Here is a 22,658-nt window from a genome sequence, read left to right on the forward strand (position 1 = left end):
TACGCGGTTAAGAGCCTGCGCAGACAGGCTCTATGTGGTACGCATCTTACCCTTCAGAGATAGCCATTATGACGCAAGCACAACCTCAAAGAACTACCTCCGATCTGGTGAAAGCCGCCGTTTCCGGCTGGCTGGGCACCGCCCTGGAGTTTATGGACTTTCAGCTTTACTCGCTGGGGGCTGCCCTGGTCTTTCACGAGATCTTCTTCCCGGAACAGTCAGCCGCGATGGCGCTGATCCTCGCGATGGGGACCTACGGCGCAGGCTATATCGCACGCATTGTCGGCGCCTTTATCTTTGGCAGAATGGGCGACAGCATTGGTCGTAAGAAGGTGCTGTTTATCACCATCACCATGATGGGGATCTGCACCACGCTGATTGGCGTCCTGCCGACCTACGCGCAGATCGGGATTTTTGCTCCCGTTCTGCTGGTAACGCTGCGTATCATCCAGGGCCTGGGGGCCGGGGCTGAGATTTCCGGGGCCGGGACCATGCTGGCGGAGTACGCGCCGAAAGGGAAACGCGGCATTATCTCCTCGCTGGTGGCGATGGGCACTAACTGCGGAACGCTGAGCGCAACGGCGATCTGGGCAGTGATGTTCTTTGCCCTCGACCGTGAAGAGCTGATTGCCTGGGGCTGGCGCGTGCCGTTCCTCGCCAGCGTCGTGGTGATGATTTTCGCCATCTGGCTGCGAATGAACCTGAAAGAGAGCCCGGCCTTTGAGAAAGTGAACGATGCCCAAACCGTACAGCCGGACACCTCGCTGGGTTCAATGGTGAAAAGTAAATCCTTCTGGCTGGCGACCGGCCTGCGTTTCGGTCAGGCGGGCAACTCGGGTCTGATCCAGACGTTCCTCGCCGGGTATCTGGTCCAGACGCTGCTGTTCGATAAAGCCATCCCGACCGATGCGCTGATGGTAAGCTCCATTCTCGGGTTTATCTCCATTCCGCTGCTGGGCTGGCTTTCCGATAAAGTAGGGCGCCGTCTGCCGTACATTATCCTCAATGTCTCCGCCATTCTTCTCGCGTATCCGATGCTGTCGATCATCGTCGATAAGAGCTATGCGCCGGGGACAATTATGCTCTCTATCATCGTTATCCATAACTTCGCCGTACTGGGGCTGTTTGCGCTGGAAAATATCACCATGGCTGAGATGTTTGGCTCGCGAAATCGCTTTACCCGCATGGCTATCTCGAAAGAGGCGGGCGGTCTGGTGGCGGTGGGCTTTGGTCCGGTGCTGGCGGGGATCTTCTGCAACATGACCGGCTCCTGGTGGCCGATTGTCGCCATGCTGGTGGCCTATTCCGTGATTGGGCTGGTCTCGGCGTTCCTGATGCCGGAAGTGCGCGACCGTGATTTGAGCGCGGCGCACGACGCAGCGGAGTCCGCGCCAGAAGAGAGCGTGGGTTACGGCGCGGTCTCCTCGCGGCGTTAGTGGTTTATAACTTACGTGACCTGTCACATAACTTTATCTTTATGTCACACCACATGAGCAAAAGTTAATATAAATCAAAATCTCAAACGGCAGTATCAGTATGGTTGATGGCAGTTATTTTTTTACACCAACTGCCATTCTAGTTGGTGTAGTCAGCAGGCGCCGCCGCTTCAGAGGAGCGGCAGCGGTCCACGACTTTCTAATTAACGAGTCTTAATCATGGAAAACACCTTATTACAGGCCAACGCGACGCTGCCTCAGTACGATCGCGACTGCCTTAAAGCACGCATTGTACATTTAGGCTTCGGCGCATTTCACCGCGCGCATCAGGCGGTGTACGCCGACATTCTCGCGGCCGAGCACGGCAGCGACTGGGGCTACTGTGAGGTTAACCTGATTGGCGGCGAGCAGCATATTGCCGATCTGAAGGCGCAGGATAACCTCTACACCGTGGCGGAGATGTCTGCCGACGCATGGACATCCCGCGTAGTTGGCGTGGTTAAAAAAGCGCTGCATGCGCAGGTTGACGGGCTGGAAAGCGTTCTGGCGGCGTTGTGCGAACCGCAGGTGGCGATTGTCTCGCTGACCATCACCGAGAAAGGGTACTGCCATTCACCGGCGACCGGACAACTGATGCTCGATCACCCGTTTATCGTCGCCGACCTGCAAAACCCGCACCAGCCGAAATCCGCGCCGGGCGTGGTGGTGGAAGCGCTGGCGCGTCGCAAAGCGGCGGGTCTGCCCGCGTTTAGCGTGATGTCCTGCGACAACATGCCGGAGAACGGCCACGTGATGCGCAATGTGACCTGCGCTTACGCCCGGGCCGTAGACGGCGAGCTGGCGGACTGGATCGAGGCTAACGTCACCTTCCCGTCAACCATGGTGGATCGCATCGTGCCGGCGGTCACGCCCGATACGCTGGATAAAATTGAGCAGCTGACCGGCGTGCGTGACCCGGCGGCGGTCGCCTGTGAACCGTTCCGCCAGTGGGTGATCGAAGATAACTTTGTGGCAGGACGTCCCGAGTGGGAAAAAGCCGGTGCCGAGCTGGTGTCAGACGTGATCCCGTTTGAGGAGATGAAGCTGCGCATGCTCAACGGCAGCCACTCGTTCCTGGCGTACCTGGGCTATCTGGCCGGCTACCCGCATATCAACGACTGTATGGAAGATGAGAACTACCGCCTCGCCGCGCACGCGCTGATGCTTAACGAGCAGGCGCCCACGCTGAAAGTGAAGGGCGTTGACTTAGGTCGCTATGCCGATCTCCTGATTGCCCGCTACAGCAACCCGGCCCTGCGCCATCGGACATGGCAAATCGCGATGGACGGCAGCCAGAAGCTCCCGCAGCGTATGCTGGACTCCGTGCGCTGGCACCTGGTGCACCAGAAACCTTTCCCGCTGCTGGCGCTGGGGGTGGCTGGCTGGATGCGTTATGTCGGCGGCGTGGACGAGCAGGGTAACGCCATTGACGTGAGCGATCCGCAGCTGGCGGTGATTCAGGCGGCGGTGAACGGAAGTGCGGAAGGCGAAAGCCGGGTTAACGCGCTGCTCGGCATTGAGGCCATCTTTGGTAACGAGTTACCGCAGGAGCCGCGCTTTGTGGCTGCGGTGATGGCCGCGTACCGGTCGTTGCTGCAAAAGGGCGCTAAAGCGACCGTCGCGCAGTACGCGTCTCAACGGTAGTTCAGCACATGCCGCCGCGCGCGGCGGCATGTCTGCGGATAGCTTAGTGCATTCCCAGGCGAATCAGCTCAATCGGCTCGAACTTACCTTCGCATCCTTCCACTTCAACCGTTTTGCTGCGGCGCACCTGCGCGGCATCCAGCCCGTCGCTGTGGATCGCTTTAATCACGCCAGTTTTGCCCGTGCCGCTAATCATGACGCGGCTGCCGGTGGTGATTGCATTGCGGTTACGGTCGTATGTCATCATGGTATTTTCTCCTCTCTAACCTGTTCGTTACGGCGCTATTTCGGGTTATGCCGTTCACGGGGCATATAAATACGCCTGTCCGCGCTTCATGTTTTTGTTTTTGATCAAACTCACACTTTTTTCTTTATTCCGTCCGGCGCTGACGGTTCAGGACGGTAATTTACAAAGTGGACCGTTATTTTCATTAATTGATAGTTTCGACAGGGAAGCGTTGAGGGTTGGTTTATATTTCTGATGTCATCCTGTTTGCAGGAAATAACCCTTTCATCGGAATAAGGAGTCAGGCTTATGTATAAGAACATTTTGATGCCTGTAGACGTGTTTGAAATGGATTTGAGCGACAAAGCGGTTCGCCACGCGGCAAGCCTTGCGAAGGCTGAGGGCGCGTCGATTACCCTGGTCAATATTCTGCCTGCCAGCAGCCGGTCTCTGCTGCGCGGGTTCAACGCCGATATTAAAAAATTTGAAGAGTATATGACCGCAGAATCCGGCAAGAAAATGAACGAGTTAAAAAGACTGTTCGATATTGCCCCTGAGAATATTCACAGCATGGTGCGTTTTGGCAACGTCCGGGATGAAATTATCAAGCTGAGCAAGGAGGGGAAATATGATGCGATTGTCATCGGGTCGAAAAATCCGAGCATCACCACGCATCTGCTGGGTTCAAATGCGGAATCTATTCTGCGCTACGCCACGATCCCGGTGTTAGTCGTTCGTTAATCAGGTCGCCGCACCCGAAAGGGGCGGCGAATATTATTCTTCGCTAAACCACTCGCTATTTTCCTGACGAATCAGCTGCACGGATTCGCTAATTTCCTGCAGATGCAGCGTCATCGCTTTTTCCACACCGTCCGGGTCGCGTTTTTCCAGCGCGCTGAAAATATCATGATGCTGTCGGAGCAGCATTTCCGGCGGGGAGACGTGATCGAGGCTCATGTATCGCACGCGGTCAATGGTGGCCTTGATGTTCTCGATGGTGTCCCAGGCCAGCTGACAATCCGCGATCTGCGCCAGCTTCTGGTGGAATTCATCATCAAGCTGGAAGAAATCATTGAGCTGCTTACGGTCAATCGCAATACGCTGCTGGTGCAGGTTCTGCTCAAGCTGGTAACACTGGTTGTCGTTGATAAGCGTTGCGGCACGGCGCGCCACCGCGCACTCAATGGCCTGGCGAACGAAACAGCCGTTGCGTACCTGAGAGAGTGAAATTTTGTTCACGTAGCTGCCGCGCTGCGGGCGGATCTGAATCAGTCCGTTTTCAGCAAGCTTAATAAACGCTTCACGTACCGGCTGACGGGAAACGTCAAAACGCACAGACACCTCTTTTTCAGAAAGCGGCGTTCCCGGTGGGATCAGGCAATGGACAATATCACGTCGCAAAATGCGATAGATTTGCTGGTTAACGGGCTGGGTGGGATTGAGTTGCGATTCAGCGGCCATGAGTTGTCATTTCTCAGAGAGTTAACCTGAACATACTACCATTCTTTTATAACCCGAAACAGACCCGGCCCGCAGGCCGGGAAGGGCAGATTTAGCCACGATGGACGCTAAGTCCGGCAAAACTCTGGCTGACGGGCATCATTTCTACGGTATTGATGTTGACGTGTTTCGGCAGCGTCGCCACCCACCAGACCGTTTCGGTCACATCTTCCGGCGTCAGCGCGTTAGCATTTTCGTAGGTTTTGCCCGCTTTCGCGTCATCGCCTTTGAAACGCACGTTGGAAAACTCGGTGCCGCCCACCAGGCCCGGCTCGATATCGGTAACGCGAATGGCGGTGCCGTGCAGGTCGGTACGCAGGTTAAGGCTGAACTGGCGCACAAACGCCTTCGTTGCGCCATAGACGTTGCCGCCCGCGTAAGGCCAGCTTCCGGCGGTGGAGCCGATGTTGATAATGTGGCCGCGGTTGCGCTCGACCATGCCCGGCAGCACCGCGCGGGTCATATAGACCAGCCCTTTGTTGTTGGTGTCGATCATGTTTTCCCAGTCTTCAACGCTGGCTTTGTGGGCGGGCTCCATGCCCAGCGCCAGACCGGCATTGTTGACCAGCACGTCGATGGCGCGCCACTCGGCGGGCAGGTTGGCAATCATCTCTTCAATGGCCGCGCGGTTACGCACGTCCAGCTGCGCGGTCAGGATGCTGTCGCCTAATTCGTCCTTCAGCTCCTGCAGGCGCTCCTGACGACGGCCCGTGGCAATAACCTTGTGCCCGTTGGCGACGAAGCGACGCGTGATGCTTTCACCAAAACCTGCCGTTGCCCCGGTAACTAAAATAATCATCTCACTGTTCCTCAACGCTTTTTGTGTTGTACTAACATAGCACGGCCGCAGAGGGTGCGTTAAGGCAACATTTGTATGACGGCGTTGCAGGGGATGGCGGCCTGGCCTACTCTGGGAGGATACCCGTACTCAGGAGTGAAAGATGACGGCCACGAATCCCTTTTTTGACATCAGCCTGCTGCCTTACCAGGCCCCCCATTTTGATGAAATTAACGATAGCCACTATCGCCCGGCCTTCGATGAAGCGCTTCGCCAGAAGCGGGCGGACGTAGACACCATTGTGTCCCAAACCGCTGCGCCGGACTTCACCAACACCGTGCTGGCGCTGGAGAAAAGCGGCGCCATGCTCTCGCGCGTCAGCAGCGTGTTCTTCGCTATGACCTCCGCGCACACCAATGCGTACCTGCAGGAGCTTGAGGAGCAATTCTCCACCGAGCTTGCCGCGCTGGCAAACGACATCTGGCTGAATGACACCCTTTTCGCCCGCGTGGAGAGCGTCTGGCAGGACCGTGCCGCGCTGGACGCCGAATCCCGCCGGCTGGTCGAGGAGACGTATCAGCGGTTTATTCTCGCCGGTGCGCGTCTCAATGAAACGGAAAAAGCCGAGCTGAAAGCGCTGAATACCGAGGCGGCGACCCTGACCAGCCAGTTCAATCAGCGTCTGCTGGCTGCCGATAAGACGGGTGGGCTGGTGGTGGATTACGCGCACCAGCTTGACGGGCTCAGCGCCAGCGAGATCGCCGACGCGGCGCAGGCTGCCGCGGAACGAGGGTTAAACGACCGCTGGCTGATCCCGCTTCTGAACACGACTCAGCAGCCCGCGCTTTCCGCACTGCGCAATCGTCAGACCCGCGAAAACCTGTTCAACGCAGGCTGGACGCGCACCCAGAAAGGGGATGAAAACGACACTCGCGAGCTGATCCTCCGCCTTACGGGGCTGCGCGCCCGGCAGGCCCGCCTGCTGGCATTTGACGATTACGCCAGCTGGAGTATCGCCGACCAGATGGCGAAAACCCCGGACGCCGCGCTGGAATTTATGCGCGGCATTGTGCCCGCCGCCCGCGCCCGGGCAGAGCGCGAGCAGGCCGATATTCAGAAAGTCATTGATGACGAGCAGGGCGGTTTCACCGCGCAGGCCTGGGACTGGGCCTTTTATGCCGAGCGCGTGCGTCAGGCAAAATATGCCCTCGATGAATCGCAAATCAAACCCTATTTTGCGCTCAATACCGTTTTGCACGACGGCGTATTCTGGGCCGCAAGCCAGCTGTTTGGCATCCGCTTTGTGGAGCGCTTCGATATTCCGGTGTATCACCCGGACGTCCGCGTCTGGGAAATTTTCGACCACACCGGTGAGGGCATGGCGCTGTTTTACGGCGACTTCTTTGCCCGCGATTCCAAGCAGGGCGGGGCCTGGATGGGGAATTTCGTCGAGCAATCCTTCGAGCTTGCCGCCCGTCCGGCGATCTACAACGTCTGTAACTACCAGAAACCGGCTAACGGCGGCGTTGCGCTTCTCTCCTGGGATGACGTGATCACCCTGTTCCACGAGTTCGGCCATACGCTGCACGGTCTGTTTGCCAGCCAGCGTTTCGCCACGCTTTCCGGGACCAATACGCCGCGCGATTTCGTTGAATTCCCGTCGCAGATCAACGAACACTGGGCCAGTCATCCGCAGGTGTTTACCCACTACGCCCGCCATTACGAAACCGGTGAACCGATGCCGGACGCGCTGCGGGAAAGCATGCTCAAGGCGACCCATTTCAACAAGGGTTATGACATGACGGAGCTGCTGGCTGCCGCGCTGCTGGACATGAACTGGCACGGGATTAGCGAAGCCGTTTCGAGCGTAGACGCGTTTGAAGCGGCAGCACTGAAAAAAGAGGGGCTGGATCTGCCCGCCGTACCGCCGCGCTATCGCAGCAGCTATTTTGCCCATATTTTCGGCGGCGGTTACGCGGCGGGATATTACGCCTACCTGTGGACGCAAATGCTGGCGGACGACGGCTATCAGTGGTTTGTTGAACAGGGCGGCCTGACTCGTGAAAACGGGCAAAAATTCCGCGAGGCGATTTTGTCCCGTGGTAACAGCACGGATCTGGCAGAACTTTATCGGCAGTGGCGCGGGCACGATCCGAAGATTGAACCGATGCTGGAAAATCGCGGGTTGAGCGAATAGAGCCCTTTGGGCAGAAAACAGAACCGGGCGCGAAGCCCGGTTTTAAACGATGGCGTGACTGCTCTGGATGGTAGACATGAACAAAGTAGTGCTATCTCTGATAAGCTCTTTAATCGTCTCGGTCTTCTTTCTCTCATTCAGCGCCATATCGGCTGAACCCCGGCTCGAACCTACGGAACAAGAACGTGCGCGGACGGTTTATATTTTCCATCAGCCCATCGTTATGCTGCAGGCGAAGTTCGGTTTCACCACGCCAGAAGAACGCGTATTACGCATTCGGGATACCTTGCGAAATTTCACGCAGGAAGATGTTCGTGAACCGCTGAAAATCATTCCTGTCACGCGCTACAACCAGCAAGGCAGACTGTTCGTAATGAACGCTAAGCCGGTCATGCTGCTGACCGAATCGGATCTGGACGAAGGGGACGATCTGACCTTAGACCAGGCAGCGCAACGTGTCCTGGCGCGAATGGAAGCGCAGCGCATCTCGCTTCGCGACCAATATGATACGCAGTGGCTTGCGCTTTCCGCTGCGAAGACCGCGGCCGGTTTCCTGACATGGTTGATGCTGAGTTATGTGGCGTTGCGTTCCTGGAAATGGGTGAGAGGATATTATCGCCGCAGGGTAGCAGAGAAACGAAGCTGGATACCTCAAAACTGGCGGCGATTTACAGGCGTCATTGAAGCCCGTCTTTATGGCTTGCTGATGTGTTTTGTGGTGATTTTAGCTTTTTATGGTTGGCTTAGCTGGGCCTTTAGCCTTTTCCCCTGGACGCGCGTCTGGGCAACATCATTAGGTGACTGGTCGTGGCATGTCATACGACAGATTGCCTTAGCGATGGCGTCCGCATTACCAGGATTGTCGATTGTTCTTATCATTTTCTTCATTACCGCATTAATCCTTAAACTTCTAAAAGTGATCCTCAATCAGGTTGAGGCCGGGCGTCTACAGTTACCGGGCCTTCATCCGGAAACCGTCGGCGCGACGCGAAAACTTATTTCCGTGATGGTGTGGTTGTTCGCGCTCTCTGCGGCCTATCCCTTTTTACCGGGTGCAAACTCGCTGGCCTTTAAAGGCATAAGCGTATTTTTTGGTCTGATGCTGACCCTGGGATCGGCAGGCGTGATGAATCATGCCATGAGTGGTCTGGTGCTGATTTACTCGCGCGCGCTGCGCAAAGGCGATGTGATACGAATCGCGGATAACGAAGGTAAGGTGAGTGAAATTGGTATGCTCGCCACCAAAATTATTACGCGAGAAAACTATATCGTTACCGTACCCAATGCCGTCGTGGTGAGTGGCAAGATAACGAACCTCAGCGCGCAAAATAACGATGGCAGCATCAACCTAACCGTAAGCGTCACCATCGGGTACGACACACCCTGGCGGCAGGTCCATGCCATGCTTGAGCTGGCCGCGAAGCGGACTCAGTGCGTTGACCTTACGATTCCGCCCCTGGTGCGGCAACTGGCGCTGATGGACTGGTACATAGCCTATGAACTGCAGGTCACGCTGAGACCTGATACGTCGCTAGCCGTCGCGCGAAATGAGCTCTTCACTCACATTCAGGATGTGTTCAACGAATTCAATGTCCAGATCATGTCGCCAAACTTTGTCATGCAGCCTGAAGAAAGCGTAATGGTGGCGAAAGAAAACTGGTATGCCGCCCCCGCAGCCTCGCCGAAGCGGGATGAATAAAACTGAGACCTGATATCAGGTCTCAATATAACGGAGTGACAGCGAGCCCGGTAAAATAGTTATACTTATGGAGTATGTACATTCTTTTTTAAAGATAAACGCTGAGTTAAAAATTACACCAGGCAATATATCTTATTAACAACCTTTAAGCTGTAAGTTAGTTAATGATTAATAATTTGATCTGAATTGGAAAAATTAAATATTCTTTAGCCTCAGGTTTTTAGCTATAAATTTTTGTTATTTTGTGCCGATAAATGAAAGTGGCATAAAAATCGACGCAGTAGCAGTTAAGAAGGCGAAAGATGACCCTACCTCTGAACAATCCGAGCTTCACGGATACCGAGCCTTCTAAAGGCCTGATAAATAAAACCTTTACTTATATTGTAACGTTGTTGATAAGTATTTTTTGTGCGGCAATAATTTCCCTGCTAATAATAAAAGATAATGTTAATGAAATCAGCGACAAGCACGATGAATTTTTGTTAAGGAAAGCCCTGGAGACCCGCCAGGAGAGCATGCGAAGTCATTTGAAAGACAATGCCGAGTGGGGAGATGCCTACAAACATCTTCATCTGAACAATGACGTTCACTGGGCATGGGATAAGCAGAACCTGGGTAAGTCCCTGTATGACAACTTTGGCTACGAAGGGGTGTTTGTTCTCTCTCCGGAAGGGAGCACGCGATACAGCGTGGTTGACGGGAAGCTGAAGCTTCAGGAGCTGGAGCGCTGGTTAGACAAATCAACCAAAGACCGTTTACTCCATGAGTTGAGTATAAAAAAGGGAGTGCCGGTTTCTGTGCTAGCGCTTATCGATTCCGTGCCGGCCATTGTTTCTGCGCAATGGATAACGACGGGCGATGATGCGAGCGTGCAAACCATGCCCGGAAAACCGTCGACAATGGTGTTTATAGACAAGTTAACGGCTAAAAAACTCCTCACGATTGGGCAGGATGACGGCATCCAGAACGTTCGTACTTCACCTGATACAGCCACTTCTCAAATAAAGAATCAGACGGAATTTACCTTAAGCACCCAAAATGGGGATGTGCAAATTATCTGGGACGGTGAAAATCCCGGCCAGGCGTTAATAATTTATTTTTTGCCATTGCTCATTCTCTCCGTCGTTCTGACGGTATCGATGACGGTGATATTAATGCGCCATATTATGCACAAGGCGAGAATGCTTGACGAAAATACGTTTCTCCTCGAGCAGGCGCGGTTGAATCTTATTACAAGTGAAAAACGATTCCGGGACGTCAGTGAAACAACCAGCGACTGGTTCTGGGAAACAGATTTATCGTTAAGGATAACGTGGCTATCGGGGCGTTTTTCTACAATAACGGGATATGAAAATAGCAAATGGATAGGCCGCAGGTTAGATGAACTCTTTCCGGCGACAGGCGGATTATCACATGACTGCGCCAGGCGGCGGGACTTAACCGAACGCTTTGAATTTAAAAACTGTCCTTATACTCACGCGCAACAAACCACGTCATATTGCACGCTTCTGGCAAAATTTTCTGCTCAGCCTGATGGAACGGTGGTGTTGCGAGGCGCGGCAACCGACGTCTCTCAGGAAGTTGAAGCAACAAAACGCGTGGAGTTCTTGTCACGCCATGATGAATTAACCGGTCTGCCGAACCGGTATCATATTAAGGAATTTCTGGCTGGCCAGTTGGCGAAAGAAGACCTTAACCGTTATCCGTTTGCCATGATTTGCCTTGATTTAGACAAGTTTAAACCCGTCAATGATATTTTCGGGCACTCCACCGGCGATGCCCTGCTTGGCGAGGTCGCTTCACGTCTTAAAAATTGCGTTCGTCGGGGTGATTTTGTCGCACGGCAGGGAGGGGATGAATTTATGCTTCTCCTCGGCAACACCAGCCAGCAAGACCAGATTGAGGAGGTGTGTCGTCGTATCGTGCAAGAACTTAACCGTCCTTTCGCCATTGAGGGCAATGATGTAGCGATAGGCGTAAGCATGGGCATTGCGCTGGCTCCCCGGGATAGCAGCAGCGCAAACGATCTTCTGCGCTATGCGGACATTGCGCTGTATCAGGCGAAACAATCCGGCAGAAACCGATGGGTCTATTATCGCCCGGATATGTCGGAAAAGTTGACCGAACGCAGGAAACTGGAATTAGAACTCAAGACCGCAATTCGCGAAGAACAGCTCTACCTGGTTTACCAGCCGCGTTATAACCTCCGGTATTCTAAAATTGAGGCCGTCGAAGCGCTGGTACGCTGGCAGCACCCGGCTCGGGGGACCATAATGCCCGATCAGTTTATCCCGCTGGCAGAAGAAACCGGGCTGATTATTAGCCTGAGCAACTGGGTCATACGCAAAGCCTGTACGGAGACGAAAGACAAATTGCCGGGATTATCGGTCTCCGTCAATATTTCTGCTATCGAATTCCAGGCAAGCGATCTTGCCGAAAGAATAAAAGAGATCCTTCACGAAACGGGGCTTGAACCCAACCGGCTGGAAATTGAAGTCACTGAAAACGTTACGCTTTCCGACCCGGAAAAAACCTTGCAGACCATGAAGTCTCTCAAAAGAATGGGCGTCCGCATTCTGATTGACGATTTCGGTACCGGCTATGCCTCACTGAGCTATCTGCGGAAGTTTCAGTTTGACGGGCTTAAGCTCGACAAGAGCTTTATTTTTACCCTCGGTGACTCGCCGCAGAACCAGTCAGTCGTGGAGAAAATTATCGACCTGGGGAAAGCCTATTCCATGGCGGTAACCGCAGAAGGGGTGGAGACCGTCGAACAGCTGTCTTTTCTGAAAAAAAATAAATGTGATGAAGTTCAGGGCTACCTGCTTGGAAAACCGGCCGCCATTACGGACTTAAATTTAAACGCCAACAGAGTAAATCTCTAAATAGCGCTTTCACTCAGGAAAGCGCAAATGAAAAACCGGGCTTCTCGCCCGGTTTTTGTTATCCGCTCTCCGTTCGTATCCACGATCGTAAACGCCGCTTTCTATCTTACGACCAGGACAGGGCATTTCGCATGCCGAACCACTGCTGCAGCGTTCGAACCCAACAGATACGTCGATATGTCAGGTTTGTGGGAAGCGATGATAATCAGGTCGGCATCGATCGTGTCAGCGAGCTTAAGGATTTGATCCTTTGGAGATCCCGTCACGGCGTGAGTCTGTATCTTGTCTGGAGGAATTTTGAATTGCTTAACAATTTCATCCAGCTTCGCTAAGGCCGCGTGCTGGAACTCTTTCAGCTTCGGCATTTCAACCGAATAGGCCAAACCTAATGATGAATAATACGGAAGCGATGGAATGACGGTAAGAAAGTGAACTTTAGCTGTGTTAAGTGCTGTATGTGCCTGAACGAAGGGGATAACCATGTGCGTCAGGCTATCCTCCGAAATGTCAATTGGAACCAAAATTGAATTATACATTTGTCCCTCCTGAGTGTTTTTCACACAATTCAGGGTAGACCGTTAATTTCAGGAAAACAGAGAGCAAGCTGTCATAACGGGGACAAATTTCGGTTATGTGATAGGCGTACAGTCGAACCTGCCCGTGATCTCGTCAACGTGGCGTGACAACGAACAGGGGCATTCGGGGATGAATCTCTTCGCGTCACGGTCCGTTTCTGCAAAACGCCAAAGCCTCAACCGGGCGCAATGCCCGGTACCTTGTTCATATTGCGTGACAGCTGACGGACGCGATAATTTTATTCCCGCCCATATTCCCCATAATCAGATCGAGTAATTTTTGGTATTCCTCCCGGGTCATCACCTCCGCCCGAATTTCGGTTTTACCTTCTGCTTGCGCCGTAGCGGAATAAATCGCTTTCAGACTTAACGTCAACTCTTTCGCCATATTTACAACGCTCTGCCGCACCGCATCTTCATGCTCATCATTGCAGGTGATTTTAAGTACATAGCATTTTTCGCCTTCATGGAGCACGGGCAGTTGATTAATTCGCTGCGCGGCTTCGCGAAGCAATATGTTAGCGCAGAGAATAATTAGGCTGGCCATGGCGGCATTCCAGAACTGGCCTAATCCGCACAGTACGCCAATTCCGGCCGAGCACCACAGCGTTGCGGCGGTGTTCAAACCACGAATATTCATTCCTTCACGCATAATGACGCCAGCGCCAAGAAAGCCGATTCCGGAGACGATCTGCGCTGCGATACGCCCCGGGCTATCAGGAGAAGTCGATACCGAACTTAAAATGAACACTGCCGCACCCGTGGCAACCAGTGCATTAGTACGAAGTCCGGCCATACGCTGGCGCCACTGTCTTTCCGCGCCAATAATTGCGCCCAGCAGCATCGCTGCGAGCAGATGAGAGATATAAGGGAACATCAGCCTGTCGCCTGTTAACGTTATTAAATAATAAGCGTCAGTGCTTTGCTAAGCACATCATAACGCCGTTTAAATGCTAAACGTGTCAGGACGACGGTGGCGGAAAGAGTGAATGTGTAAACATGAACATGCGATGCCCCACAAATTGAGTGGTTTTGCTATTTCGGGATACAATCGCTTAAAGAGGATTGCTGCCCACCGTTTCAGGTAAGCAGCGAGGAAATCGCGCTAGCTTACCTTCGTATCAACAATAAAATAACTTTCCAACGAAGGACTCCTGTGAAAATTTATTGCCAGTATAGTCAGGGGCGATAATGAGTAAAGCGAAAAAACAGCCTCCGTTATGAATTGTTTAAGTTCGCAAGGTATATTTTTTAAGACGTCATCTGATTTTAAAAAATACCCGCTATACTACATTTCCTTTTTTACAGGCGATAACAGACAAAGGCAGGAAGTATGTCTCTTCGTTCGCTGCGGGCATTATGCCTGACAAGTTTTTTCATCGCGGATGTCCGCGATGGCCTCGGTCCTTTTCTCGGTATTTTTCTGACCGAACGCCACTGGGCTCCCGATGATATCGGCATCCTGATGACGGCCGGTGGGCTGGCGGGATTACTGGCCACGCTGCCGGCGGGATTCATCACCGACACCTCCCGCAGCAAGCGGACCGTGCTGGCGCTAGTGTGCCTGCTCATCACTCTTAGCACGCTCCTGCTCTGGTTTAGCCAGCAGAGCGCTGTTGTCGCCGTTTCGCAAATTGTCTCCGGTATCTGCGCGGCGTTTGTCGGGCCGCTGATCGCCGGGATTACCCTGGGGCTGACCGGCCAGAGCGGGTTCAGCGCGCAGATGGGCAAAAATGAGGCGTTCAATCACGGCGGCAACTTTGTTACCGCACTGATTGCAGGGGGCATTGCGTGGTACTGGGGCGTCGGCGGGATTTTCCTGCTGATGACCTGTACGACGCTGTTAACGCTCTGCGCGCTGCTTGCCATTCGCAACGGGGATATCGATAACGACGCGGCGAGGGGACTCTCTTCCTCAGCGAGCCTGCCGGTTCCCGGCTTTGCCGTGCTGATTAAAAACCGGGCGCTGTTTGTGACCGGACTGACGCTGCTGCTGTTTCACCTGGCGAACGCCGCGCTGTTGCCGATGCTGAGCATGAGGGTGGCCGCCGCGCCCGCCTCGATCAACCCTGGTTTGTACGCGGCGGGCACCGTTATCATCTCTCAGGCCGTGATGATCCCAGTCGCCATCTGGGTCGCCCACCGAATAGACCGCTACGGCTACTGGCGCTTAATTATGCTGGCGCTGCTGGTGATGCCGGTGCGCGCAGCGCTGGCGGCGTCTACGGACGCGCCGCTCATGATGATCCCGGTACAAATTCTCGACGGGCTCGCCGCAGGGATCCTGGGCGTCGCGGTACCGTCGTTTATCGTGGTGCTGTTGCGCGGGAGCGGGCACGTCAATGCCGGGCAGAGCGTGGTGATGCTGATGCAGGGGGTAGGGGCATCCATGAGCCCGGCGTTAACCGGCACGATTGCCGGTCATTACTCATTTGCCACGGCATTCAGTGTTCTGAGCGCGATTGCGCTGGTGGCCGTCCTGCTCTGGTGGTGCTTTGCGCACCGGACCTGGGAAACTGACAGTACGCCGGGTGGGGCATAGCCGCCACCCGGCGTCACGCTTACGCCAGTTCGTTAGGGCACGCTTCGCCCTTTTCCAGCTGCTGCAGATTACCCAGCGTGGTTTCTGAAATGCTGATCAGCGCTTCGGCAGTCAGAAACGCCTGGTGTCCGGTAAACAGCACGTTATGGCAGGCTGACAGGCGGCGGAACACGTCGTCCTGGATCACATCATTCGACTTGTCCTCAAAGAACAGATCGCGTTCGTTCTCGTATACGTCCATCCCCAGCGCCCCAATTTTCTGGGTTTTCAGCGCTTCGATAGCGGCCTGAGAGTCAACCAGCCCGCCGCGGCTGGTGTTGATGATCATCACGCCATCTTTCATCTGGTCAAACGCCGCCTGGTTAAGCAGGTGGTAGTTCTCCGGCGTCAGCGGGCAGTGCAGGGAGATCACGTCAGACTGGGAGAACAGGGTCGGCAGGTCGACGTATTCCACGCCCAGCTCCAGCGCAGCGGCGCTCGGGTACGGATCGAACGCCAGCAGACGCATGCCGAAGCCTTTCAGAATGCGCAGGGCGGCGACGCCAATTTTACCGGTGCCGATCACGCCCGCGGTTTTGCCGTACATGGTAAAGCCGGTCAGCCCTTCCAGAGAGAAGTTGGCATCACGGGTGCGCTGATAAGCGCGGTGAATACGACGGTTGAGCGACATCATCATGCCAATTGCATGTTCCGCGACCGCTTCCGGGGAGTACGCCGGGACGCGCACCACCCTCAGACCCAGCTCTTTCGCCGCGTCGAGGTCCACGTTATTAAAGCCCGCGCAGCGCAGGGCGATATATTTCACCCCCTGTTTTTTCAACTCTTCCAGCACCGGACGACTGCCGTCGTCGTTAACAAAAATGCAGACGCCTTCACAGCCGTGCGCCGTTTTGGCGGTTTTTTCGGACAGCAGAAAGTCGAAAAATTCAAGCTCAAACCCGTAAGCCTCGTTAACATGTTGCAGATACTTTTTGTCGTACTGCTTTGTGCTATATACCGCGAGTTTCATAAGACTTTCTCCAGTGATTTTGCATTCACGTTAGCATGATTAAAATTATCTTACAATTTCTAAAATATTATTGAATTCAATAAGTTCTATCAATTATTCTAGAGCATCTATCCTTAAAAATGGCATTCCCTTCAACTGACTGGCTAAACATGCGACAATGATCGGCACTGCCGGCTTAAATCTTTCGCTAAATCAGGATATTAACTGCCCATGAAGGGTAAATACAAAGCCGCTCTTGCGCTTTTACTGCTGTTCATATTGTTGCCGCTGACGCTGCTGATGACGCTCGCCCAGTGGGTACCAACGCTCGCCGGGATCTGGCTGCCCGTCGGGACGCGCATCGCTTTCGAAGAGAGTCCGAAACTTACCCGCCACGCGCTGGTGATCCCCGATCTTCGCTATCTGGTTGAAGACTGCGAAATTGCCCGCATCGATAACGTGACGCTGTCACATCCGAGCCGCTGGAAGCTGGATATCGGTGCGCTGGATCTTAACTCCGCCTGTCTGAGCAAAATTCCCCAGTCTGCACCCTCAACGGTCGCCCCCAAAACGCTGGCACAGTGGCAGGCGGTATTACCCAATACCTGGATCACGGTTCACCGTCTGACGCTGTCGCCCTGGCAGCAGTGGCAGGGCGAGCTGCATGCGTCGCTGACGCCGTCCATTCAGGAGATCGCCTATAAAGGCGAGCAGGTCAGCATTAAAGGCACGCTTCGCGGTCAGACGCTCTCGGTCAGCCAGTTCGATGTCCAGCTCCCGGACCAGCCGCAGCCGATTAAGCTGGTGGGCGAGTTTACCTTGCCGCTGGTACCGGATGGCGTGCCGGTGAAGGGCCACGCGGTCGCGACCTTTAACGTGCCACAGTTGACGTCTCTGGTCGATGCCGATCTGGACTGGGAAGACAATCAGGGACAGCTGGTGGTGATGGCGCGGGACAACCCCGATCCGCTGCTTGACCTGCCGTGGCAGATCACCGCGCAGCAGCTGAACATCAGCGACGGGCGCTGGAACTGGGATCTCTCGGGTATGCCGCTGAGCGGGCGGGTGTCCCTTCGCGCCGACAACTGGCAGCAGGGGCTGGATAACACCACCCTGACCGGACGGCTGAATGTGCTTACCCAGGGTGACGCGGGGAAAGGCAACGCGGTACTGAACATTGGGCCCGGCAGGCTCAGCATGGAAAACAGCGACATGCCCCTGCATCTGAGCGGCGAGGCGAAGCAAAACGATCTCATTCTTTACGCAAAATTGCCCGCCACGCTGACCGGCAGCCTGTATGAACCGCAGCTGGCCTTTGAGCCGGGCGCGCTGCTCCGCTCGCGCGGGCGCATCATTGACTCACTCGATATCGATGAAATCCGCTGGCCGCTGGCGGGCGTGAAGCTGACGCAGAAGGGCGTGGACGGTCGTTTACAGGCGATTCTGCGCGCCCATGAAAACCAGATGGGCGATTTTGAACTCCACCTGGACGGCCAGGCCAACGACTTTTTACCTGATAACGGCCTGTGGCAGTGGCGCTACTGGGGGAAAGGCGGTTTCACGCCGATGCATGCCCGCTGGGATGTCGCCGGGAAAGGCGAGTGGCGCGACAATCTTATTGAGCTGACGGCGCTCTCCACCGGTTTTGACAAGCTCCAGTACGGCACGATGGAGGTCAGCAAGCCGCGTCTGGTGCTGGATCAACCGGTGCGCTGGCTGCGTGACCCCGAAAAACCGGCCTTCAGCGGCGCGCTGTCGCTCAACGCAGGGCAAACCCGTTTCTCCGGCGGCAGCGCGTTGCCGCCCTCGGTCCTGACCTTCAGCGTCGACGGCACCGACCCGACCATTTTTCAGTTCAAGGGCGACCTCCATGCGGACAAAATCGGTCCGGTACAGGTGAACGGACGCTGGGACGGCGTGCGCCTTCGCGGGCAGGCCTGGTGGCCAAAACAGTCGCTCACCGTCTTCCAGCCGCTGATCCCGCCTGACTGGAAAATGACGCTGCGCGACGGGGAGCTTTACGCGCAGGTCGCCTTCTCGGCGGCGGCCGATCAGGGCTTTGAGGCCGGTGGGCACGGCGTGCTGAAATCCGGCAGCGCCTGGATGCCGGATAACCAGATTAACGGCGTCGATTTTGTGCTGCCGTTCCGCTTCAGCGAGGGTACCTGGTCTCTCGGCACGCGCGGTCCGGTCACGTTGCGCATAGGCGAAGTGGAAAACCTGGTGACCGCGCGCAACATTACCGCCGATCTACAGGGGGATTATCCCTGGACGGAGGACAATCCGCTGCTCCTCACCAACGTGAAGGTGGAAACCCTCGGCGGGAAAATCACCATGCAGCAGCTGCGGATGCCGCAGCACGATCCGGCCCTGCTGCGCGTGGACAATATCTCTTCGAGCGAGCTGATTAGCGCCGTTAATCCGAAACAGTTTGCCATGTCAGGGCCGGTGAGCGGGGCGCTGCCGTTCTGGCTGGACAATGAAAAATGGATCATTAAAGATGGCTGGCTGACCAACCCGGGGCCAATGACGCTGCGCATCGACAAAGATACGGCAGACGCCATCGTGAAAGATAATATGGTGGCGGGCGCCGCGATTAACTGGCTCCGCTATATGGAAATTTCGCGTTCGTGGACGAGAATCAATTTAGATAATCTGGGTGAATTAACCATGCAGGCGACCATCAAGGGGACCAGCCGGGTGGATGGCAAAAGCAGCTCCGTCAACCTGAACTATACCCATGATGAGAATGTCTTTACCCTCTGGCGCAGCCTGCGCTTTGGGGACAACCTGCAAACCTGGTTTGAGCAACATGCGGCGATACCTGCTCCCCGCAGTTTGACTGGCAAGGAAAGTGAGGAACAACAATGAAAAAGATGGCTGGTGTGCTCACCGTTGCCGTTGCCGCGCTACTGACCGGCTGTACGCCGCGCATTGAAGTCGCTGCGCCAAAGGAGCCGATTACAATTAATATGAATGTCAAAATCGAACATGAGATCCATATTAAGGTCGATAAAGACGTTGAAACCCTGCTGAAATCGCGCAGCGATCTGTTCTGAGGATGCCATGAAACGATTAGCTCTCATTTTACTGGCACTGGGGATGAACGTGCAGGCGGCTGCGCTGACCTTAAACGATGCCCGGGCGCAGGGGCGCGTGGGGGAAACCCTCAGCGGCTATCTTGCCCCAATTCAACAGGACGCGGAAACGCTGGCGCTGGTCAATCGTATCAATGCGGCGCGCACGGAAAACTACCAGAAGCTGGCCGACAGCAATAATTTGCCGGTCGATGAAGTGGCTAAAATGGCCGGTCAGAAACTGGTTGCCCGCGCGCAGCCGGGCGAATACGTGAAGGGCATTAACGGAAAATGGCTCAAAAAGTAGTTAGCGGTAGCGCCTGCGGTATTCACCCGGCGAAACGCCAAAACGCTGCTTAAACGCCGTTGAAAAATGGCTATGGTCGGTGAACCCCCAGCTGTAGCCAATGCCCGCCAGCTTTTCATCATCACCGGTAGATTGCAGTGCCTGCGCGCAGAGATCCAGACGACGGTTTTTGATGTACTGCGCCACCACCAGCCCCTTCTCGGCAAACATGCGGTAAAGGCTGCGCACGGACATGCCGCTCTCGGCGGCAATCCATTCCGGGCGCAGCGATTCAGACTGAATATGATCGTCAATCAGCGCCACCACATGCTGGAACTGGCGCTCCTTGCGCGGCTGAATGATTTCACGCTGCTGGAAAGCGGGGCGCAGCAGACAGATCATCGCCTCGAGAGCCGCTTCGCTCTCCCGGTCACTCAGGTCGGCATTGCTCATGCTCTCCATCAGCAGGCGATGGCTCAGCTGTACCGTGGGCAAGGTGCGGGAAAGGGCGGTCGCGCAGCTTATCTCCTGGAAGCGACACTGCTGCTCAATAATCTGACGGGGAACCAGCAGCGAAATCTGGCGGGATTTTTCCCGCCAGTTGATCGAGCAGGGACGTGACGCGTCAATCAGCGTGATATCACCGGTTCTGAGCAGCGCGCGACGGTCATCCTGCTCAATTTCCGCGCTGCCTTCGAGCTGGAACACGGTATAGAACCAGGCATCGTTACTCTGAGCGATCTCCTGACGGGAGCGGAACAGGTTAACGCCGCCTGCGGTCACGGTGCTGAGCTTCAGGCTGCGCGCATAGCTGGTCTCCAGCTCGCCGAAGAATTTCCCCCCGGTGGGCTGCGCGTTAAAACGCCCGCAAACCTGGTTAATTTGCGCCAGCCACTGCTGATACTGTTCCTGCTCGCTTGCACACGCCATCGTTTCTCTCACTGCACCGTCAACGTTTTCGCATTGTTGCATTTGTGTTGCATTTTGTCAGAGCTATGAGGCTGACTATAGGAAAGAACACTCACCGGTAACAGCGATATAAGCGGCAATTATCGCGATTTGCGGAGCCTGTCACAGGTGGCAAAGCGAATGTCACAGAGACAAAAGCGCGAACGCAAAACCCCACTTAGACTGGATGGACACCCTGCGAAGAATAACGAAGGAGTATCCTATGTCTGAATCACAGGTGGCCATTCAGCCTGCCGTACAACAATTTTTAGACCGACAGCATGGCCTGTGGATTGAAGGGCGTCAGGCCGCGTCGGACAGTGAAAAACGGCTGAACGTCTTCAACCCGGCCACGGGCGAGGTCATTGCCTCGACTGCCGATGCCAGCGTCGATGACGTTGATCGTGCCGTCATGTCCGGCTGGCGCGCGTTTGTCGCCCGCAGCTGGGCCGGAAAACTGCCGGCGGAGCGCGAGCGGATCCTGCTTCATTTCGCCGATCTGGTCGAACAGCACAGCGAGGAGCTGGCCCAGCTTGAAACGCTGGAGCAGGGCAAATCCATCAACATTTCCCGCATGTTTGAAGTCGGCTGCACCCTGAACTGGATGCGCTATACCGCCGGGCTGACCACCAAAATTTCGGGTAAGACCCTCGACCTTTCCATTCCGCTGCCGCAGGGCGCCCGCTATCAGGCGTGGACGCGTAAGGAGCCGGTTGGCGTGGTGGCCGGGATTGTGCCCTGGAACTTCCCGCTGATGATCGGGATGTGGAAAGTGATGCCTGCGCTGGCCGCGGGCTGCTCTATTGTCATCAAGCCCTCAGAGACCACGCCGCTGACCATGCTGCGCGTGGCGGAACTGGCAAGCGAAGCGGGCATTCCGGACGGAGTGTTCAACGTGGTGACCGGGAGCGGCGCGGTGTGCGGCGCAGCGCTGACCTCGCATCCGCATATTGCAAAGGTGAGCTTTACCGGCTCAACGGCGACGGGTAAGCAAATTGCCCGCACGGCGGCGGACACGCTAACCGGGGTGACTCTGGAGCTGGGCGGGAAAAACCCGGCCATCGTACTAAAAGACGCAGACCCGGCGTGGGTGATCGAAGGCCTGATGACCGGCAGCTTCCTGAACCAGGGGCAGGTGTGCGCGGCGAGCTCGCGCATCTATATTGAAGCGCCGCTGTTTGACACGCTGGTCAGCGGGTTTGAGCAGGCGGTGAAATCCCTGAGCGTCGGGCCGGGCATGTCACCGGAGGCGTTTATCAACCCGCTGGTGTCGCGCGCGCACTGCGACAAGGTGCAGACCTTCCTTGATGAAGCGAAGTCGCTCAACGCGGAGCTGATCGTCGGTAACCGGGGGCCGGAAGGCAAAGGCTATTACGTTTCGCCTACGCTGGTGGTGAACCCGGATGCCTCACTGCGCCTGACCCGCGAAGAGGTGTTTGGACCGGTGGTCAACCTGGTACGCGTCGCCGACGGGGAAGAGGCGCTCCAGCAGGCAAACGACAGCGAGTATGGCCTGACGGCCAGCGTCTGGACGCAGAATATCAGCAAGGCGCTGGAATATACCGACCGGCTGCAGGCGGGCACCGTCTGGGTGAACAGCCATACGCTGATTGACGCCAACCTGCCGTTCGGCGGCATGAAGCAGTCCGGCACCGGACGTGACTTTGGTCCGGACTGGCTGGACGGCTGGTGTGAAACCAAATCGGTGTGCGTGCGCTACTAGTAAAAGCAAAAGGCAACCTGGAGGTTGCCTTTTTTGTGTTTGTTCCCTCTCCCGTGGGAGAGGGTCAGGGTGAGGGCATCAGGCTGCACCGGGCGAATTTTGTAGGCCGGGTAAG

The 22,658-nt window shown here is 55.4% G+C and carries 18 protein-coding genes; 11 read left to right on the forward strand and 7 right to left on the reverse strand.

Going from position 1 to position 22,658, the window contains the following annotated elements; all coding sequences use genetic code 11:
- Positions 1-68: 68 nt before the first annotated feature.
- The gene (locus ACERY3_RS06780) at positions 69-1,436 is read left to right on the forward strand and encodes an MFS transporter (protein WP_373225323.1); all 1,368 of its coding nucleotides are present in this window, start codon (positions 69-71) and stop codon (positions 1,434-1,436) included.
- 219 nt (positions 1,437-1,655) lie between these two features.
- Entirely contained in the window at positions 1,656-3,119 is a 1,464-nt protein-coding gene (locus ACERY3_RS06785) for a mannitol dehydrogenase family protein (RefSeq protein ID WP_373225324.1), read from the forward strand.
- 43 nt (positions 3,120-3,162) lie between these two features.
- Here the strand turns inward: ACERY3_RS06785 and ydfZ are convergent, their stop codons facing one another.
- Entirely contained in the window at positions 3,163-3,366 is a 204-nt protein-coding gene (gene ydfZ / locus ACERY3_RS06790) for a putative selenium delivery protein YdfZ (protein ID WP_014883679.1), read from the reverse strand.
- 288 nt (positions 3,367-3,654) lie between these two features.
- On the opposite strand from ydfZ, the gene ACERY3_RS06795 reads away from it, so the two are divergent.
- Positions 3,655-4,086: a universal stress protein gene (locus tag ACERY3_RS06795; protein ID WP_048980520.1), complete on the forward strand. Its 432-nt coding sequence runs from the start codon at positions 3,655-3,657 to the stop codon at positions 4,084-4,086.
- Between the two features lie 33 nt (positions 4,087-4,119).
- Here the strand turns inward: ACERY3_RS06795 and ACERY3_RS06800 are convergent, their stop codons facing one another.
- Positions 4,120-4,806, reverse strand: coding sequence for a GntR family transcriptional regulator (locus ACERY3_RS06800; protein ID WP_023311557.1), 687 nt, complete (start codon positions 4,804-4,806; stop codon positions 4,120-4,122).
- Between the two features lie 91 nt (positions 4,807-4,897).
- Positions 4,898-5,644: a bifunctional NADP-dependent 3-hydroxy acid dehydrogenase/3-hydroxypropionate dehydrogenase YdfG gene (ydfG, locus tag ACERY3_RS06805; protein WP_023311558.1), complete on the reverse strand. Its 747-nt coding sequence runs from the start codon at positions 5,642-5,644 to the stop codon at positions 4,898-4,900.
- Positions 5,645-5,786: 142 nt separating this feature from the next.
- On the opposite strand from ydfG, the gene dcp reads away from it, so the two are divergent.
- From dcp to ACERY3_RS06820, 3 genes are all read left to right on the forward strand, one after another.
- Positions 5,787-7,820, forward strand: a complete 2,034-nt coding sequence (gene dcp, locus ACERY3_RS06810) for a peptidyl-dipeptidase Dcp (protein ID WP_319875900.1) — start codon at positions 5,787-5,789, stop codon at positions 7,818-7,820.
- A 76-nt stretch (positions 7,821-7,896) separates the two neighbouring features.
- Complete coding sequence (locus ACERY3_RS06815; protein ID WP_373225325.1) at positions 7,897-9,519, forward strand: mechanosensitive ion channel family protein; 1,623 nt, start codon at positions 7,897-7,899, stop codon at positions 9,517-9,519.
- A gap of 302 nt (positions 9,520-9,821) precedes the next feature.
- Positions 9,822-12,404, forward strand: coding sequence for an EAL domain-containing protein (locus tag ACERY3_RS06820; protein WP_058840688.1), 2,583 nt, complete (start codon positions 9,822-9,824; stop codon positions 12,402-12,404).
- A 101-nt stretch (positions 12,405-12,505) separates the two neighbouring features.
- On the opposite strand, the gene uspF is transcribed toward ACERY3_RS06820, so the two are convergent.
- Together uspF and ACERY3_RS06830 are read right to left on the reverse strand one after the other, a co-directional pair.
- Positions 12,506-12,940: a universal stress protein UspF gene (gene uspF / locus ACERY3_RS06825; RefSeq protein ID WP_023292544.1), complete on the reverse strand. Its 435-nt coding sequence runs from the start codon at positions 12,938-12,940 to the stop codon at positions 12,506-12,508.
- A gap of 244 nt (positions 12,941-13,184) precedes the next feature.
- Complete coding sequence (locus ACERY3_RS06830; RefSeq protein WP_058840687.1) at positions 13,185-13,856, reverse strand: MgtC family protein; 672 nt, start codon at positions 13,854-13,856, stop codon at positions 13,185-13,187.
- Between the two features lie 456 nt (positions 13,857-14,312).
- Here ACERY3_RS06830 and ACERY3_RS06835 point away from each other — a divergent pair, with 456 nt between their 5' ends.
- Entirely contained in the window at positions 14,313-15,521 is a 1,209-nt protein-coding gene (locus ACERY3_RS06835; RefSeq protein ID WP_047061728.1) for an MFS transporter, read from the forward strand.
- 19 nt (positions 15,522-15,540) lie between these two features.
- Here the strand turns inward: ACERY3_RS06835 and ACERY3_RS06840 are convergent, their stop codons facing one another.
- The gene (locus tag ACERY3_RS06840) at positions 15,541-16,530 is read right to left on the reverse strand and encodes a 2-hydroxyacid dehydrogenase (protein WP_058840686.1); all 990 of its coding nucleotides are present in this window, start codon (positions 16,528-16,530) and stop codon (positions 15,541-15,543) included.
- Between the two features lie 210 nt (positions 16,531-16,740).
- Between ACERY3_RS06840 and ACERY3_RS06845 the strand changes: the two genes are divergently transcribed.
- Genes ACERY3_RS06845 through ACERY3_RS06855 form a run of 3 tightly spaced genes read left to right on the forward strand, consistent with a single transcriptional unit; the run spans position 16,741 to position 19,893 of the window.
- The gene (locus ACERY3_RS06845; protein ID WP_373225326.1) at positions 16,741-19,380 is read left to right on the forward strand and encodes a YdbH family protein; all 2,640 of its coding nucleotides are present in this window, start codon (positions 16,741-16,743) and stop codon (positions 19,378-19,380) included.
- The gene (locus ACERY3_RS06850) at positions 19,377-19,568 is read left to right on the forward strand and encodes a YnbE family lipoprotein (RefSeq protein WP_014169918.1); all 192 of its coding nucleotides are present in this window, start codon (positions 19,377-19,379) and stop codon (positions 19,566-19,568) included. The genes ACERY3_RS06845 and ACERY3_RS06850 overlap by 4 nt, the downstream gene beginning before the upstream one ends.
- Positions 19,569-19,575: 7 nt before the next feature.
- Positions 19,576-19,893, forward strand: coding sequence for a YdbL family protein (locus ACERY3_RS06855; RefSeq protein ID WP_028017556.1), 318 nt, complete (start codon positions 19,576-19,578; stop codon positions 19,891-19,893).
- Here ACERY3_RS06855 and feaR read toward each other — a convergent pair whose 3' ends face one another.
- Positions 19,894-20,802 (reverse strand): transcriptional regulator FeaR, encoded by a 909-nt coding sequence (gene feaR, locus ACERY3_RS06860; protein WP_033145415.1) that lies wholly within the window; start codon positions 20,800-20,802, stop codon positions 19,894-19,896.
- Positions 20,803-21,043: 241 nt separating this feature from the next.
- Here feaR and ACERY3_RS06865 point away from each other — a divergent pair, with 241 nt between their 5' ends.
- Positions 21,044-22,543, forward strand: a complete 1,500-nt coding sequence (locus ACERY3_RS06865; RefSeq protein WP_373225327.1) for an aldehyde dehydrogenase family protein — start codon at positions 21,044-21,046, stop codon at positions 22,541-22,543.
- Positions 22,544-22,658: the final 115 nt, after the last annotated feature.

Source organism: Enterobacter cloacae complex sp. ESBL7, assembly GCF_041679625.1.
GTDB classification, from domain to species: Bacteria; Pseudomonadota; Gammaproteobacteria; order Enterobacterales; family Enterobacteriaceae; genus Enterobacter; species Enterobacter asburiae_B.

Coding starts and splice junctions, on each gene's coding strand:
- ACERY3_RS06840 (WP_058840686.1), bottom strand. CDS start 16,530: ATGAAACTCGCGGTATATAGCACAAAGCAGTACGACAAAAAGTATCTG.
- ACERY3_RS06850 (WP_014169918.1), top strand. CDS start 19,377: ATGAAAAAGATGGCTGGTGTGCTCACCGTTGCCGTTGCCGCGCTACTG.
- ACERY3_RS06785 (WP_373225324.1), top strand. CDS start 1,656: ATGGAAAACACCTTATTACAGGCCAACGCGACGCTGCCTCAGTACGAT.
- ACERY3_RS06800 (WP_023311557.1), bottom strand. CDS start 4,806: ATGGCCGCTGAATCGCAACTCAATCCCACCCAGCCCGTTAACCAGCAA.
- ydfG (WP_023311558.1), bottom strand. CDS start 5,644: ATGATTATTTTAGTTACCGGGGCAACGGCAGGTTTTGGTGAAAGCATC.
- ACERY3_RS06780 (WP_373225323.1), top strand. CDS start 69: ATGACGCAAGCACAACCTCAAAGAACTACCTCCGATCTGGTGAAAGCC.
- ACERY3_RS06830 (WP_058840687.1), bottom strand. CDS start 13,856: ATGTTCCCTTATATCTCTCATCTGCTCGCAGCGATGCTGCTGGGCGCA.
- feaR (WP_033145415.1), bottom strand. CDS start 20,802: ATGGCGTGTGCAAGCGAGCAGGAACAGTATCAGCAGTGGCTGGCGCAA.
- ACERY3_RS06815 (WP_373225325.1), top strand. CDS start 7,897: ATGAACAAAGTAGTGCTATCTCTGATAAGCTCTTTAATCGTCTCGGTC.
- ACERY3_RS06845 (WP_373225326.1), top strand. CDS start 16,741: ATGAAGGGTAAATACAAAGCCGCTCTTGCGCTTTTACTGCTGTTCATA.
- uspF (WP_023292544.1), bottom strand. CDS start 12,940: ATGTATAATTCAATTTTGGTTCCAATTGACATTTCGGAGGATAGCCTG.
- ACERY3_RS06795 (WP_048980520.1), top strand. CDS start 3,655: ATGTATAAGAACATTTTGATGCCTGTAGACGTGTTTGAAATGGATTTG.
- ACERY3_RS06835 (WP_047061728.1), top strand. CDS start 14,313: ATGTCTCTTCGTTCGCTGCGGGCATTATGCCTGACAAGTTTTTTCATC.
- ACERY3_RS06865 (WP_373225327.1), top strand. CDS start 21,044: ATGTCTGAATCACAGGTGGCCATTCAGCCTGCCGTACAACAATTTTTA.
- ydfZ (WP_014883679.1), bottom strand. CDS start 3,366: ATGATGACATACGACCGTAACCGCAATGCAATCACCACCGGCAGCCGC.
- dcp (WP_319875900.1), top strand. CDS start 5,787: ATGACGGCCACGAATCCCTTTTTTGACATCAGCCTGCTGCCTTACCAG.
- ACERY3_RS06820 (WP_058840688.1), top strand. CDS start 9,822: ATGACCCTACCTCTGAACAATCCGAGCTTCACGGATACCGAGCCTTCT.
- ACERY3_RS06855 (WP_028017556.1), top strand. CDS start 19,576: ATGAAACGATTAGCTCTCATTTTACTGGCACTGGGGATGAACGTGCAG.